Annotated in this window: 11 protein-coding genes; 7 read left to right on the plus strand and 4 right to left on the minus strand. The window is 62.8% G+C overall.

The annotated features are described in order from the left end of the window. Positions 1-53 precede the first annotated feature (53 nt). From malG to yejK, 4 genes are all read right to left on the minus strand, one after another. Positions 54-944 (minus strand): maltose ABC transporter permease MalG, encoded by an 891-nt coding sequence (malG, locus tag WIR04_RS13235; protein ID WP_025326477.1) that lies wholly within the window; start codon positions 942-944, stop codon positions 54-56. 12 nt (positions 945-956) lie between these two features. Further along, entirely contained in the window at positions 957-2,609 is a 1,653-nt protein-coding gene (gene malF, locus WIR04_RS13240) for a maltose ABC transporter permease MalF (protein WP_307764966.1), read from the minus strand. 71 nt (positions 2,610-2,680) lie between these two features. Then, a complete protein-coding gene (malE, locus tag WIR04_RS13245) occupies positions 2,681-3,862 on the minus strand; it encodes a maltose/maltodextrin ABC transporter substrate-binding protein MalE (RefSeq protein ID WP_025326475.1) in 1,182 nt (393 codons plus the stop codon). A 396-nt stretch (positions 3,863-4,258) separates the two neighbouring features. Further along, on the minus strand, positions 4,259-5,308 hold the full coding sequence (yejK, locus tag WIR04_RS13250; RefSeq protein WP_163157045.1) for a nucleoid-associated protein YejK: 1,050 nt from the start codon (positions 5,306-5,308) through the stop codon (positions 4,259-4,261). A 73-nt stretch (positions 5,309-5,381) separates the two neighbouring features. Between yejK and WIR04_RS13255 the strand changes: the two genes are divergently transcribed. The 7 genes from WIR04_RS13255 to WIR04_RS13285 all read left to right on the plus strand — a co-directional run bounded on the left by WIR04_RS13255 (position 5,382) and on the right by WIR04_RS13285 (position 16,375). Continuing rightward, complete coding sequence (locus tag WIR04_RS13255) at positions 5,382-5,609, plus strand: DUF1414 domain-containing protein (RefSeq protein ID WP_011705556.1); 228 nt, start codon at positions 5,382-5,384, stop codon at positions 5,607-5,609. Between the two features lie 43 nt (positions 5,610-5,652). Then, entirely contained in the window at positions 5,653-7,500 is a 1,848-nt protein-coding gene (locus WIR04_RS13260) for a DUF3413 domain-containing protein (protein ID WP_163157047.1), read from the plus strand. Positions 7,501-7,760: 260 nt separating this feature from the next. After that, positions 7,761-9,911 (plus strand): TonB-dependent hemoglobin/transferrin/lactoferrin family receptor, encoded by a 2,151-nt coding sequence (locus WIR04_RS13265; RefSeq protein ID WP_338887523.1) that lies wholly within the window; start codon positions 7,761-7,763, stop codon positions 9,909-9,911. Beyond that, positions 9,911-11,950 (plus strand): prolyl oligopeptidase family serine peptidase, encoded by a 2,040-nt coding sequence (locus WIR04_RS13270; protein WP_338887525.1) that lies wholly within the window; start codon positions 9,911-9,913, stop codon positions 11,948-11,950. Before WIR04_RS13265 ends, WIR04_RS13270 begins: the two co-directional genes overlap by 1 nt. A gap of 35 nt (positions 11,951-11,985) precedes the next feature. Further along, positions 11,986-14,400, plus strand: coding sequence for a proprotein convertase P-domain-containing protein (locus WIR04_RS13275; RefSeq protein WP_338887527.1), 2,415 nt, complete (start codon positions 11,986-11,988; stop codon positions 14,398-14,400). A 62-nt stretch (positions 14,401-14,462) separates the two neighbouring features. Then, a complete protein-coding gene (locus WIR04_RS13280; RefSeq protein WP_338892571.1) occupies positions 14,463-15,821 on the plus strand; it encodes a DUF1566 domain-containing protein in 1,359 nt (452 codons plus the stop codon). After that, on the plus strand, positions 15,818-16,375 hold the full coding sequence (locus WIR04_RS13285; protein ID WP_338887529.1) for a DUF1566 domain-containing protein: 558 nt from the start codon (positions 15,818-15,820) through the stop codon (positions 16,373-16,375). The genes WIR04_RS13280 and WIR04_RS13285 overlap by 4 nt, the downstream gene beginning before the upstream one ends. Positions 16,376-16,472 lie beyond the last annotated feature (97 nt).

Consider the following 16,472-nt stretch of genomic DNA (forward strand, 5'->3'; position numbering starts at 1 on the left):
AAATCTGTGCAAATCGTGATAGTCGGGGGAGCACTCCCCCGGCCATTAAAACCTTAACCTTTCACACCGCCCGCGGTGAGACCACCCACCAGCCAGCGCTGCGCCATGAGGAACACCACCGTGATGGGCAGGCCGGACAGCACGGCGGCAGCGGCGAAGTCACCCCACAGATAGTTCTGCGGATAGAGGTATTGCTGGGCACCGACCGCCAGGGTCAGGTTGTTCACATCCTGCAGCAGGATGGAGGCCACGGGCACCTCGGTGATGGAACCGATAAAGGCCAGAATGAAGACCACCGCCAGGATGGGCACCGACAGGGGCAGCAGGATCAACCTGAATGCCTGCCAGGGGGTCGCACCATCGATGGCCGCCGCTTCCTCGAGGGAGGAGTCGATGGTCTCGAAGTAGCCCTTGATGGTCCAGACATGCAGCGCTATGCCGCCCATGTAGGCCAGGATCAGGCCACCGTGGGTGTTCAGACCCAGCCAGGGGATGTAGTCGCCAATCTTGTTGAACAGCGCGTAGATGGCCACCAGTGCCAGCACCGCCGGGAACATCTGGAAGATCAGCATCCCCTGCAAGATGGTCTGCTTGCCACGGAACCGCAGGCGGGCAAACGCATAGGCACAGGTGGTGGAGAGCACCACTATCATCAGGGCCGTGATGCCCGCGATCTTGATGGAGTTCCACAGCCAGGTCAGCACAGGGAACGGTGGCGGCGTTATGCTGCCATCGGCGTTGGTGATGGACATGCCAAGGGCCAGCTTCCAGTGATCCAGGGTCGGATTGGAGGGGATTATCTCCCCCACCGAGAAGTTGCCGTTACGGAACGAGATGGCGATGACCATGATCACCGGGAAGATGATCAGCGCCAGGAAGCCCCACATGACCAGGTGGGTTGCCCACACCCGGTATTTCACTGATTTGGGTTGTACGATAGCCATTGAGAAGCCTCCTTACAGCTTGTCCGCTTTGGACAATTTCAGGTTGAGCAGTGCAAGCGCGCCGACGATCAGGAAGATGGCGGTGGCGATGGCACTGGCCAGACCGTAGTCCTGACCACCCGAGCCCTGGAACGCGATCCGGTAGGTGTAGTTCACCAGCAGATCCGTGGTCCCGGCCGGGGTACTGGCCCCTATGATGTCCGGCGCCCCGTTCGTCAACAACTGGATAAGCACGAAGTTGTTGAAGTTGAAGGCAAAGGATGCAATCAACAGGGGGGTCAGCGGCTTCATCAGGAGCGGCACAGTGATCTTGAAGAAGTTCTGTACCGGACCCGCACCGTCCATGGCGGACGCCTCATAGAGATCTTCCGGGATGGCCTTGAGCAGCCCCATGCAGAGGATCATCATGTAGGGGTAGCCGAGCCAGGTGTTGACGATGAGGATCATCACCTTGGCCAGGAAGGGAGTGGTGTACCAGTCCGGCTTGATGCCGAACGCCGCTTCCAGGAACAGGTTGATCTCGCCGAAGTTCTGGTTGAACAAGCCCTTGAACACCAGGATGGAGATGAACGCCGGTATCGCATAGGGCAGGATCAGCATGACCCGGTAGAAACCGCGCCCCCTGAGCTGCTCCCACTGCACCAGACAGGCCATCACCATGCCGATGGCCAGGGTGAAGGCCACAGAGCAGGCGGAGAAGATCACCGTCCAGACGAAGATCTGCATGAAGGGACCCTGGATACCCGGGTCTGTCATGATGCGGACGAAGTTCTTCCAGCCCACGCTCACCACGAAGCCAGGAGCCATGCCCTTGCCGACGAAGTGACCGTCAGCATCGATGTACTGATAGAAGCCGGTATCGCCGTTGGGCAGCATCAGCTCGCCGTTCTGGTTGTCACGCAGCAGGTTGCCATCCTTGATAACGACTCCTGACTTGAGCACGGCCCCGTCAACCAACTGGGTATAGAGGGGCTTTTGCGCCGCGAACTTGCGCAGGCTGCTCAGGGTCAGGTGGATGGTGCCATCCGGCAGTACCAGATCCAGGGCGCTCAGGTGAGTGCGGTGATCGACGATGGCACGTATGGGTGCCGCCTTGTCGAGCGCTTCCCCGTTCAGGGGTTGCAACTGAACAACCTGTGGCTCGTCACTGACCCGTCCTTCACGGACGGCCAGGGTACGCGCCTTGTTGTTCAGCAGGGTAAGGGGTTGACTGATAAAGGATTGGTCGTCCTGTTGCAGCAGCAGCTGAAACTGATTGTTCTCACCACCCAGGAGGGTGAAATCGAATTCACCGCCGGTCACCTTATAGATTTTTTTCAGATGGAAATCCCGTGCCTGCTCGAGGGAGAGCAAGTTGGACCCCGAATAGTTGGTGAAAGCGATGCCGATCGTGTAGGCAAGAGGGAAGATGATAAAAACAACCATGCCTGCCACACCGGGGAAGATATAGCGGTGGGCATAGGTCTTCTTGTTCATGAAGACATAGAGACCGACGGAAACGACCACCAGATCGAGCAGGGCAAACACCCACTCGCCGCTGGCATACATCATCACGGCCGCATAACCATTAAGCACTGCAATCAGTGCCGCCATGGTCCACTTCAGCCAGACGTACTTGTCTTTCTTCGGACCGGCATAGGATTCGATAGAAGGTACAACTTCCATGCCAATTAACCTTTATTGCGCCAAGAGAGATTGGAGAGAGTGGGAGGCCCGAAGGCCTCCCTGGTGCTAGCTTACTGGACGATGCGCTTGGCAGCGGTATCCAGGGCTTCGTCAACGCTCTGACGGCCAGAGGTGACGTTCTTGAGGGCTGTTTCGAAGGAAGACCAGAAACGGCTCATCTCGGGCACGGACGGCATCGGCTCGCCATTCTGGGCGTTCTGCATGGTGGCCTTGATGTTGGGGTCGGTTTCCAGGGTCTTCTGGAAGGACTTCAGCGCCACGGCACCCAGCGGCTTGTCGGCGTTGACCGGCGCCAGACCGGCATCGGTCAGCAGGTAGTTTTCCAGGAACTCGATGGCCAGATCCTTGTTCGGGCTGGCGGCGTTGATGGTGGCACCCAGTACGCCGACGAAGGCCTTGGCCGGATTACCCTTCAGGGTCGGCAGCGGCGCTACACCGTACTTGATACCGCTCTTGTCCAGGTTGCTCCAGGCCCAGGGGCCGTTGATCATCATGGCCACTTCGCCCTTGTTGAACTTGGCATCCATGACGCCGTAGTCGATGCCCTTCTCCAGGTGACCGGACTTGATCATCTCGGAGATGTAGCCGACGCCGGCCTTGGCACCCGCGTTGGCCACGCCGGTGTCTTTCACGTCATAACCGGTGGCGGTCTTCTTAAAGGCATAACCACCGTTTGCAGCCACCAGGGGGTAGCTGAAGTAGGGGGTGTCATAGGCCCACATGATGGCGCGCTTGCCATTTTTCTTCAGGTCTTCGTCGATCTTGGCGATCTCTTCGAAGGTCTTGGGCGGATTGGGCAACAGATCCTTGTTGTAAATCAGGCTGACGGCTTCCACCGCGACCGGGTAGCCATAGGTCTTGCCATCGACAGTCATGGCGTCCCAGGCGAACTGCTCGAACTTGGCCTTGGTGGCGGCGTTCGGAGTCACTGGCACCAGCAGACCGGCCTTGACCCACTCACCGTAACGGTCGTGAGCCCAGAAGAAGATGTCCGGGCCGTTGCCGGTGGCGGCGGCTTGCTGGAACTTCACTTCTACCTGGTCCGGGTGCGCGACGGTCACCTTGATGCCGGTCTCGGCTTCAAACTTCTTGCCTACTTCGGCCAGGCCGTTGTAGCCCTTGTCACCGTTGATCCAGATGGTCAGCTGACCTTCGTCAATAGCAGCAGTGGCTGAGCAAGCCACACCCAGGGTAGCCAGACCGATCAGGGATGACAGCAATTTCTTTTTCATGAGCCTTTCCTTGTATTAGTTCCGCGCTGTAAGAGCATTGTGTGCGAGATGAATATTATCCCAAGCCTGCAACGCCTCACATGACACGCCTCGCATTTTTGAAATGCAATTACGTATTTTCTTCCAGAAAGTTATGAAAACATTTTCTTATTTCAGCGACTTATCGGGATTTGTCGCCATATTTTTGGCCTTCCATGGAAAATAAATTACCAAAAAGAAATAAATTTACACCATTGAAAGGGGTTTCACCCCATTGAAAACCCTTTCAACTCCATTATTTTGTTTAATGTGTTAACAAAAGTACCAAGCCGGATTCCAGGTTCATCTCCCCCTTAAATAAAAAGGCACCGGAGCGAACTCCGGTGCCTTTTTGCCAGAAATGGTGACTGGATCACATTATGACTGGCGCAGCAGCTGATCCTTGAGGTTGGGCGGCACGCCACGGATGGTCAGGGTGTCCGTCTGAGGATCGTAGAAAACCCGGCTGTTCAGCAATTTCTGCTCGAAGCTCAGGGTGAGGCCGCCACCGGAGCCGACAAACTTGGTCAGGCCGCGCAGGGTGGAGCGATCGGCCGGGAAGCGATCTTCCAGCTCATATTCCTGACCGATGAAGCTGTAGAAATCGAGATCGCCATCGCCAGGCAATTCTGCCGACAGCTCCTTGATTTCGATCTCTTCACCGGCGCTCGCCTGCTCGGTGCAATATTTGAAGACCTGCTTCTTGTAATCATTGCGCTCGGCGGGTTCGAGCTGGCGGCTGTCGCAGTAATCGTCCACCGCCTGCAGCAAGCCTTTATTCTGCACCTTGGCATCCATGCCCTCCCGGGCACCGAGCAGATCCATGAAAAAATCCCCCAGCTTGCGGCCGACCCGCCCCTTGCTGAAGGTGATATAACGGCGAGAATCTGCTTGAGTTTTCCATTCGGTCAGATCGATGCGGGCCACCAGGTTGAGTTTGCCGATATCCAGGTAATGAATGTGACGCAGGTCCAGCGCCTCGCTGACGGTGACGCTCTCCTTGCCCTCCAGCAGGGCAATCATCAGATAATCAACCCCGACATAGTTGTATTTGGCAATCAGCAGCACGCCCTGCTCGTCCAGGGCGTGCTCCACCAGCTGCTTGACCAGCATCTGGGTCAGGGTGATGGAGAAGGGGACGAATTCGGTCTGCTCGCCAAGCAGCTGTTCGAGGGCGATGCGAAAGGCCGGAGACGGCTGCTTGGGAGCCTCTTCACCTTCTGCCAGCTCGGCGACGGCGGCTTCCGGGTCGGCAAAGAAACCGAAGCCCTTGCCACCCTTGCCGTTGTAGATGCGATGCAGTTCTGCCATCAGCCCTTGCACCGCCTCGTCGGCAGGCAGAGTCTGGCTGCGGGTATCGGCGTGCGGCTGACCGTCATTGCCGGCGCGCAGGGAGTGAAGAATGATCTTGTCGATATCGAGACTCATGTCACAAAGCCATAGTGTTAGCCGAAAGGGTGAAGTATTATAAGGCGCTTTGAACCGAGATGAACCCAAGATTATGCCCATCGTATCAAAGTACAATAACGAGCAGTTTGACGCCCTGATGAACGACCTGATCACCGCCCTGGAGAAACACAAGGCGCCGGTGGATCTCAGTCTCATGGTGCTTGGCAACCTGACCACCAACATCATCAACGGTATGGCCCCGGCCCAGCGTCAGGCGATCACCGAGAAGTACATCCAGGCGCTCACCGCCTCGGTGGATCATCGCCACGATGCTCACTGAGTTTCTTCGCATTCTTTGATGTTTTTCAAGCAGATGGATCATTATGGTCGAAACCGGCAACCCCTATCGTGATAACGTCTCTCGCCTGATCACCTGGGGGCATTGGTTCTCCTTCTTCAACATCATCCTGGCCATGCTGATCGCGACCCGCTATCTGGGTTCCATCAGCTGGCCATCGACCACGCTCGGGGTCACCTATCTCATCATCAGCTGGATAGGTCATTTCTCGTTCCTGAGCTTCGTCACCTATCTGCTGACCGTCTTCCCCCTGAGCTTCGTGCTGCCCAGGGAGAAGCCCCTGCGCTTCATTTCGGCCATCATCGCCACCCTGGCGCAGGTGCTGCTGCTCATCGATACCCAGGTCTTCCAGCTATTCAAGTTCCACTTGAATGGTCAGGTGTGGCAACTGCTGCTGGATCAGGCCCAGACCGAAGAGGGCTCTATCTGGAGCATCATCTTCGTCGCCGTGCCCACCATCTTCCTGCTGCAATTGCTGCTGTCGGCCTATGTGTGGCGCAAGATCAACAAGCGCAAACGCCGCCAGTACGGCAATCAGGTGGGGCTGGCCCTGCTGGTCTGCTTCATGCTGACTCACCTGGTCAACAGCTGGGCCGATGCGACCCTGTATCAACCCATCACCATGCAGCGCGCCAACTTCCCCCTCTCCTACCCCATGACAGCCCGAAGCTTCCTGGCCAAGCATGGCTGGCTCGATCTCGAGCAGTATGAGAAGAAGGCCGAGAACCAGGGCAGCGCCGAGCATCGGCTGCTCTATCCCCTGCGCCCCCTCAGCGTGAGTGCGCCGAGCGAGCACAAGAACCTGCTGGTGGTGGTGGTCGACTCCCTGCGGGCCGACATGCTCAACAACATCAACATGCCCAATCTGCAGCGCTATGCGGATCAGCACCTCAACTACAGACGCCACATGAGTGGCGGCAACGATGATGCCATGGGGATGTTCGGCCTCTTCTACGGGCTGCCCGGCCACTACTATGGCGATATCCGTGCCGACAAACGCCCGCCGGTGCTGTTCGACGAGATGCTGCGCCAGGACTACCAGTTCGGCCTGTTCGGTGCGCTGGAAGACGCCAAGCAATATCAGCAGAGCCTGCTCGCCGGCCTGCGCAAGCAGGTGTTTGTCTCCCGCCAGAGTGATGACACTCGCCTCATCGGCGACTGGCAGCAGTGGCTTGGCACCCGCACCGCGGACAGGCCCTGGTTCTCCCTGGTCTATCTCTCGAGCCCGGGGGATTATCAGGTGCCCGCCAGCCTCAAGGGCCCCTTCCAGCCCGAGCTGACGCGCTTCAACCCGGCCACCGCCTATAGACCCGAGAACCTGCAAAAGCTGGAGAATCGCTACAAGAACTCGGTGTTCTACACCGATCAGCTGCTGGAGCAGATGCTCTCCCAGCTGCAGCAGCAGGGGCTGAGCGAACAGACCATAGTCGTCATCACCTCCAATCACGGCCAGGAGTTCAACGAAACCCAGAGCAACAGCTGGGGCTATGGCAGCAACTACTCCCCCTATCAGGTGCAGGTTCCTTTGGTGCTCGCCTGGCCAGGCGTCGAGAGCCAGCCACAGGAGCAGGCAAGCAGCCACCTGGATCTGGTGCCGACCCTGATGAAGGGCATGCTGGGGGTACGCAACCCCCCTCGCGACTACAGCACGGGGCGCAGCCTGTTTGACACCAGCCCGCGCACCTGGCTGCTGGCCGGCGATCAGAATGACTTTGCCATCTATCAGGACAACACCATCACCCAGTTCAACAAACAGGGTGACTTCGAGCTGCTGGATCGCAACACCTATCGCCCCATCAAGCACGGCACCCCGGACATGGGTGCCATGATCCAGGTGATGAACGAGCTCAACCGCTTCTATCGCACCCCCTAGATGCTCTGATGGCTCCAATCAGCCCGCCTTCTCGGCGGGCTTTTTATTGTCTCGAGATCCAGGCGGGGCGCCCTCTTCCCCTCCCCCGGCCAGTGCCATTCGCAAACGTATGCCCTGCAACTACTGATTCATCTCTCAAAAAAACTCAGTCCGATCAAGATCATAAAACAAAGATGATAATGATTATCAATCGTTGATACGGAGGGATTCATCTGCAATAATCCGCGCCCTTCAGGCTTAAATAAAAATCATTATCAACAATGAAAATACTGCTTCACTACTGGCCCATGCTGCTGTCCGGTACAGCCCTGGCCGCCAGCGATCCCGCCGGGACTGATCCCGAACCCAGGGCCCACGAGACCATTGTGGTCAAGGGGCAGCGCATCGAGCAGAAGCTCTCCGATGTCTCCGGCTCCATCACAGTCATCACGGAAGAAGATCTGGATCGCCAGGTCGCCACCGAGCTCACCGATGTGTTCAAGAACGAACCCGGGGTCTCGGTGACCGGCTCCGCAGGTCGGCCGCAAAACATCATCATCCGCGGCATGGGCGGCAACCGGGTGCTCATCATCAAGGATGGGGTGCGGGTCAGCGACGGCTTTGGCGCCGACGACCTCAACGACAAGGTGGGCCGCTTCAGCTTCGATCTCGATGACGTCAAGCAGATCGAGGTCGCCAAAGGCGCCGGCTCCTCCCTCCATGGCTCCGACGCCATCGGCGGCACCATAGTCATCTCCACCAAGCAGCCGGAGGACTACCTGCAGGGGCAGGATGCCTATCTCGGCAGCAAGGTGTTGCAGGATGGCAGCAGCGACAAGCAGAAGCTGAGCGCCACCGGCGCAGCCCGGGTACTGGATAGCGAGCACCTGCTGCGGGTCTCCGGCTGGCAGGGACACGAGACCGCCAACTATGACGAGAGCCGCATCCCGGCGGATCTGGACGGCCTCAGCGCCTCCACCAGCTCCCGCTTCCCGTTAAGCGATCACCACCTGCTGCGCCTGGAGCTCGACTACTTCGAGGACAATGCGAAGCGGGATCAGGGACCGCGCGAAGTGCCCCAGCCCGACGGCAAGTGGCAGGTGCGCCAATACCACGAGCAGGGCAGCCAGCGCACCCAGGGGGGCAAGCTTGGCTGGGAGGCGAGCGATCTCGGCAACCTGCTGGCGGATCAGTTCACCTGGAGCCTCTATGGCAACCACTCCAAGAACAGCGCCAACAAGCGCAGCCTGCTGCAAAACGACCTGCTGAGCGGTTATCCCCGCTACCGCAGCGAGCGAGAGCTCGCCACCTTCACCGAAGACCGCGTCGGCAGCGAGCTGGACCTGCGCCGGGATCTCGTCACCGGCGACCTTTCCCACAAGCTGAGCTACGGCATCGAGCTGGAGCGTACCCGCCACGAGCGTCCGGTGGAGAAGCTGAGCCTGGAAGCGGGCGTGCCCCAGCCCAGCCAGTCCGAGCCCTTCAGCAGTGCCCGCACCGACCGGGCCGGGGTCTGGCTCGGCGACGTGGCGACCCTGGGCCGGTGGCAATTCACCCCCACCCTGCGCATGGATCACCAGTGGCTGCGCCCGCAAGATGGCAACCAGGGAGAGAACCACAGTTGGCATCTCTCCCCGAGCCTGGCCACCAGTTACCGCGTCAACGAGCAGTGGCGCAGCTGGCTCAGCTATGCCAACGGCTTTCGGGCCCCCTCCTACGACAAGGTGTACGGCAACATCCCCCACTACTTCGCCCTGCCGCCGTTCCAGATCATCGCCAACACGGATCTGAAGGAGGAGACCAGTCACAGCTTCGAGTGGGGTTTGAGTGGCGAGGGGGAGAGCTGGAGCATCAAGCCCGCCCTCTTCTACAACCGTTACTACAACTTCATCGACTGGCGCGAGGTGGGGCTGCGCCTGAGTGACGGCGTCATCCTGCGCCAGTACCGCAATGTCGCCAAGGCCGAGACCTGGGGGGCAGAAATCGCCGCCAGCTACTGGCTGACCCAGGAGTGGGAGCTGGCCACCAAGCTCGGCTGGGTCGACGGGGAAGACAGCCAGGGCGAGGCGCTGCGCACCCTGACGCCGCTCGAGGGCAACACCCGCCTGAGCTACCAGACCAATGACTGGAGCCTGGGGCTGCAGGCGGACTACGCCGCAGCCATGGACAGGGTGCCCAGCTGCGGCAACAGCCTGACCAAGCGCCAGGATGCCTGCCTCACCAGCGCGGGCTGGTTCAGCCTCGCCATGACGGCGGACTGGCTGATCACCGATGCCCTCAAGGTCAACTTCAAGCTCGATAACCTGTTCGACACCCGCTACATCCGCTATCAGGACGTGGCCGGGCTGGAAGCCGGGACCGACGCCGGACTCTTCACCCAGAGCGGCCGCACCTTCAGTGCCAGCCTGCGCTACACCTTCGTGGGGATCTGATGCACAGCCTGCTTGTACTGGCCAGCCTGCTGGCCATCCCGGCCCCTGCCGCCCCGCTTCCTGAGGCAACCCAGGAGGCCGCGCCCCTTATCCCCGAGCGCCCACTGCAGATGAAGGGGGAGATAGCCCGCCTCGATCCCTATGGCGGCTGGCGCGACGACAGTCGCCGCTCCCCCGAGCTGCTGGCGCTGCTGCGCGAGCAGAACCGCTGGACCGAACAGCAACTCGCCGACCAGCAGCCGCTTGCGAAGACGCTGCAAGCCGAGTGGCAGGCCAGAGAGCGGGGCGAACCCCTGCCAGAGGAGTGGCTAACCGAGGCCGGCAGCCAGTGGCGCATGGCGGCGGACGGCAGCCTGTGGCAGCGCAGCGACGCAGGCTCCGCCCCCCGCCAGCGGCTGGCCCCCCGTCAACCCGACCAGGGTTATTACGAGATTGCCGCCTGGGCCCTGCACCCGGATGGCCGCCTGCTTGCCCTGGCCGAAGACCACCGAGGGGATAGGGACTACCGCATCACCTTGCTGGATCTGGCGAGCGGCGAGACGCTCGCCTCTTTGCCACACCGCGCCAGCGATCTGCTCTGGAGCCTGGATGGCAAGACCCTCTATACGGTCGCCAACGAGCGCCACACCCTGCGCCCCTGGCAACTGTGGGCCTGGCAGGCAGGTAAGGAGGCGCTTGTGCACCAGGAGGCCGATCCCGCCTGGCTGCTCAGCCTCTATCGCACCACGGACAAGCGTCACCTCATCTTGCAGAGCAACAACCACGACAGCTCGGAGCAATACCTGCTGGATGAGGGCGGCCCCACCCTGCTCAAGCCCCGTCAGCGCGGGCTCGAATACTACCTGGATACCCAGGGGGACAGGGTGCTTGTCAAGAGCAACCGGGACGGGGCCATGGGTCTTTATCAGGCGCCCAGCCTGGCTCAGGTAGCGAGCGGGCCCTGGCAACCCCTGTGGTCCGGCGAGGGCCGGGAGCTCGAGAAGTGGCGCCTGTTTGCCCACCACACTGTGCTGCAATACCGCAAGGCCGGGGACGACTGGCTCGATGTGCTGGATGCAGGCGGCAAGCTGACCCACAGCCTGGCGCTCACCGAAGGGGCCGGCACGGCCTGGATCCAGGGTGCCCATGATCCCGCCAGCCAGCAGATCCTGATCCGCCGCCAGGGCATGGCCGAGGCGCCGCACCAGTGCTGGCTGGATCTCGCCTCCGGCACCTGGAGCCAGGGGAAGGCTACCTCCTCCTCTCCCTACCGGAGCGAGCGGCGCTGGGTGGTCGGCCGGGACGGCGTCCGGGTGCCTGTCTCCCTGGTGTGGCGCAAGGACATTCAGGCCCCCAAGGCGCTGCTGCTCTACGGCTATGGTGCCTACGGCACTCCCATGCGCCCCTACTACCAGCCCCAGGTGCTGAGCCTGCTGGATCGCGGCTTCGTCTACGCCATCGCCCATGTGCGCGGCGGCGGTCTGCTGGGAGAGGCCTGGTACAAGGGGGGTCGTGGCCAGCAGAAGCAACACAGCGTGGACGATTTCCTGGCGGTGGCAGAGAGCCTGGCCCGGGATCCCGCCATCGATCCCGCCCGGCTGTTCGCTATGGGAGGCAGCGCCGGCGGTCTCTTGGTAGCGGCGGCCCTCAATCAGGCACCGACCCGCTTCGCAGGGGCTGTGCTGCAGGTGCCCTTCGTCGATCTGCTCGGCACCATGCAGGATCCCGAGCTGCCCCTCACCCGCCAGGAGTACGGGGAGTGGGGCAATCCGGCCATCCCTGCCGACTATGCGGCCATGCGCCGCCTGAGCCCCTATGACAACCTGCACGCGGCCCCCTACCCGCCCCTCTATGTGACGGCCGGGCTGCACGACAGCCAGGTGCCCTACTGGGAGCCCCTCAAGTGGCTGGCCCGCCTGCGAGCCCACAGCACAGGGGCCGGCCCCTATCTGCTGCACACCGAACTCGAGGGGGGCCACCTGGCCAATCCCCGCACGGCCGAGCTGCGCGCAGGCCGGGAGTATGCCTTCCTGCTCTCCCTGGCGGGGGTCCGTCACTGATGCCCCCATTCACCTTTTCTGTTTTGGAGTCACCCATGAAACCCTCCTCCCTAGCCCTCTGGCTGGCGGCGACCCTGCTCGCCCAACCCCTGCTGGCGGCCGAGCTGCAGTTTGTCGATGAACAACCCCTGACCACCACGCCCCAGGCCTGGCTGGAGCAGCGCCTCGGCGTGACCCTCGCCCCCGACTACGACAGGGCCAGCCTGCTCGGCCACCACCATAGCTTCCGCATGCTGGTCAACGGCCTGCCGGTGGCCACCACCCAGGCCGCCGTCAGCATAGACAGCGCCGGCAGACCCTGGCGCCTCTATCACAATCTGCGCCCACTGCAGAGCGCAGCGCCCGGCTGCGATGCCAACACCAGCCTGGATCCCCTGCTGGACCAGTTGCGCGCCGACGGCAGCCAGATAGCGCCGCTGGGACAGGTCGAAGCCTGGTACTGGCGTGACGGCGACACCCTGGTGCCGGCCCTGCGCCAGCGGGTGAGCGAGCACAAGGCGGGCAATGCCAAGGCCAGCCGAGTCCAGCTGTTTGCCAGTTGCGACGGCGATCGCGAACTTGGCCGCTGGGGGGATCAGGCAAGCACCCAGGCGGTGCGCACCCCAGAGGCGGGGGATCAGCGGGTCCTGGCGCGGGTGTTCGATCCCGATCCCCGCACCCAGCTGCAAGACGCCAGCCTGATCTGGCATGAGGCCCTGGTGCTGGCGGATGCCGCCTATCAGGACAAGGTGGAACTGCCGGTCACCCTGCTGGGCACTGACTATGTGCTGAGCGGCCCCCATGCTCGAGTGGTGGATGCCATCGAGCCCACTACTGCCCCCTACGGGGCAGACAACCAGCAGGCCTTTCGCCTGACCCGGGACGATCCAGGCTTTGCCGACATCAACGCCTACTACCACCTGGACTTGGCCCAGCGCCACCTCAAGGCGCTCGGCTTCACCGACCTCATCCCCGGTGCCCTCGACATCGACACGGACGCAGGCTACCAGGACAACTCCCTCTACGATCCGTTCGAGCGCAGGCTGGAGCTGGGTCGCAGCGGTGTCCCCGATGCCGAGGATCCCATGGTCATCTGGCACGAGTTCGGCCACGGCGTGCAGCACCACATCCTGCCGGATCTCGGGGAAGAGGGTGACTGGGGCGCCATCGGCGAGGGCTTCGGCGACTTCCTGGCCGCCAGCCATCGCCAGCGCAGCGAGGCGGGCCGCCAGTTCGAGCCCGCCATGGTGTTCAACTGGGATGCCCGCTTCACCGACCGCACCCCGCGCCAGCTGGACGATGCTCGGGCCCGCTACCACCCGGACTACAACTACCCGGCCCACCGCACCATCAACGGCAGCAGCGGGGATCAGCTGTGGGGCACACCGCTGTTCCAGGCCCTGCTGGCGTCGGTGGCCGAGCATGGCGAAGGGGCGCGGGACGAGTTTGACCGCGTCATCATCGAATCCCACTTCGGGCTGGGCCCGGCCATCCGCATGCCGCAACTGGCCCGCATCACAGTGGACACGGCAGCCCGGCTCTACCCGGCGCGCGCCTATGCCCGCCATCTGGAGCAGGCCTTCCGCCAGCACGGCCTGTTGCAGGCGCCCGTCAACGTCGCCCTGGTAGAGGGCAACGCCCTGGTGCTGGATCAGCGCCAGTCGGTGCAACTGAACCTGAGCAACCCCGGCAGCGCTCCGGTGACCCTCAACGCCCTGACCCTGTCCCTGCCCGCCGGCTTGCAGGCCGATCCCCTGGCCTGGTCAGCGACCACACTGGCGGCCGGCGCCAGCACCATCGCCACCCTGCGGCTGCTGGCCACCAGCCCGCTGGCCTGTGGCGACGAGGTGAGCCTGCCGATAAGCCTCGCCATGAGCGGCACCAGCCCGACCGAGCGTCAGTGGCAGCAGTCGCTCACCCTGCCCATAGGCACCCCCGTCATCAGCCGGGCCAACGGCCAGCCGCTGGCCCTCAAGGATGCCCAGAGCGAGGAGGTGCGCGGCATCAGCGAAACCAGCCTGGTGCAGGAGAAGAGCGACGCCCGGGTGAGCGATCGCCTGCAACTGAACCTGGACTTGCAGCACCAGGCCCTCGATGAGCTGGAGATCTGGCTCAACTCCCCCTCAGGTACCCGCATCCAGATCTGGGACAAGGGGTACAGCCCGTTGCCGCGGCTCAAAGGGATCTTCCCCACCGAGCTGCTGCCCCTGCAACCCTTCACTCCCCTGGTGGGAGAGCCGCTGGCCGGTCGCTGGACCCTGGAAGTGGTGGACAGCAAGCCAGGCAACCAGGGGCGCATCAACGGCTGGAGCATCAGCCAGCGCATCGGCGCCCAGTGTGGTGAGCCCGTCGCCCCGCCGGATGACGGCATCATCCACTTCGACACCGCGGACAGCAGCGGGGGCGGCACTGTCAACCTGCTCTGGCTGCTGCCGCTGACCCTCTGGCGCCGCCTCCGCCGTCGCGGCTGATCCATCCCTGTAGAAACAAAGAGGGGCCGAGGCCCCTCCAAGGACAAGAAATGAAGATGAGAATGACACCGCTGGCCTGCCTGCTGGCCCCCCTGCTGAGCGCCTGTGGCGGTGGTGGATCCGACGAGGCGCCCCTGACCCCCCCCGACTACCGTCTGAGGGTCAACCTGCCCGCAGCGGGCACCCTGTGCTCCAACCTGAACCAGAACGACAGCTGCGAGCCCGGCGAGCCCTTGGTCAGTGGCGAGGCCGGTGCCCGCCAACTGAGCACCAGCGCCCCCGGCCTGCTCACCAGCCCCTTGCTGTTCATCCCCCGGGATCCGGGCGCCCTGACCCTGACCCACCCGGCGGCGCGCCTGGATGATCAGCACCTCACCCCCACCCCCTTGAGCACGCTGTTGCAGACCCGGATCGCGGACGGGATCCCGCCGGCCCAGGCCCTGGCCGAGCTGCTGCTCGCCCTGGCGCCGCTGCAACCGGGTCAGGGACTCGTGGCCCTGGCGCAACAGGAGGAGTTCAACAGGGCACTGGAAGCGCTCGCCCTGGCGGCACGCGATGACGCCGCCACCTTGCCCGCTCTCGCCACCGGCGAGCGCCAGCGCCAGATCTGGCAGGGGCTGGTCACCCTGCTGCCCGAGCTCGCCCGGCACTTTGCCGCCAGCCCCGAGCTCCTGAGCCAGCAGGCCAGGCTCGCCACAGTGCTGATGCAGCAGCAACCCCGGGCCCTGGTGACCGCCGGCGGCGTCACCACCTACACGGACGGGGCGGATTACCTGCTGACCCAGGAGCCTGCCGATCACCCGGGCCAGGAGGCGAGCCTGGGCCAGGCGCCCCTGCGCTATCGCAAGCTGGACGGCAAGGGGCAGCCCCTGGCGGACAATGCCCCCGACTGGGAGTGCGTGGAGGATCTCAATACCGGCCTCATCTGGGAGAAGAAGCTCGATGATCCGGACAGTCCGCGAGACAAGCACCGCACCTTCGCCTGGGCCCTCGGCGACTATGCGCCCACCCAGGAGGAGCTGGACTACGCCTGCCCCCAGGGGGAGGCTATCTGCACCACAGAGCAGTATCGTCAGTGGCTCGACACCCAACAGCTGTGCGGCATCCAGGGCTGGCGTCTGCCCCACTCCCGCGAGTTGATGAGCCTGCAGCATTACGGCTCCCTCGCCCATCAGGATGGTCAGCTCGTCACCCTGGATGTGCGCTACTTCCCCGACGTCAGCACCACGACCAAGGATTTCAGCGGCTACTACTGGAGCCAGACCCTGACCCCGTCCCGGCGCCTCGAGAGCGCCCCCCTGAGCGCCATTGCCCACATCTTCCTCGGCGAGGATGCCGGCACCGACTACGCCACCACAGTTCAAAACAGCGATGATGCCAACGGTCTGCAACTGCGACTGGTGGCCGAGGTAACCCGATGAACCACTATCTTCTGACCCTGCTGCTCACCCTGTGCAGCCCCCTGGCACTGGCCATCGCCATCTGCGACGACAGCCTGCCGCGCACCAGCCCCAGCTCCCGCTTCCTGGATCGCGGCAACGGCACAGTCACCGACAGGGCCTCCGGCCTCACCTGGATGCGCTGCCAGCTCGGTCAGACCTGGCAGAATGGGAGCTGCAGCGGCGAGCCGACCCGGCTCTACTGGCAACAGGCCCTGCTGACCGCAGAGCGGATTCGCACCGAGCCGAGCCATGCCCTCCACGGTTTCGGCGGCCACACCGATTGGCGCCTGCCGACCATCAAGGAACTCACCAGCATACTGGAGTCCGCCTGCTACAAACCCGCCCTCAACGAAACCCTCTTCCCCCGCGCCATGGCCGGTGACGGCAAGGAGGTGAACGACGGCTACGTCTACCTCTGGTCCTCGACTCCGGTACCCGCCAGCAAGGGCGTCGCCTATCTGGACATCACCAGTGGCGCCGTCGGCATGCGGGCCCCCGGTTCCTGGGCAAAGCAGGTGCTGCTGGTAAGGTGAGCCGTCCGGGCGGGGACTCCCCTGCCCGGTTTACTCCCGAATGGCCCCTTTGTGGTGGAAGGCGTCAAAAAAGCATCAAATTACGTCACTCTGTGCC

The organism is Aeromonas rivipollensis, from assembly GCF_037811135.1.
GTDB classification, from domain to species: domain Bacteria; phylum Pseudomonadota; class Gammaproteobacteria; order Enterobacterales; family Aeromonadaceae; genus Aeromonas; species Aeromonas rivipollensis.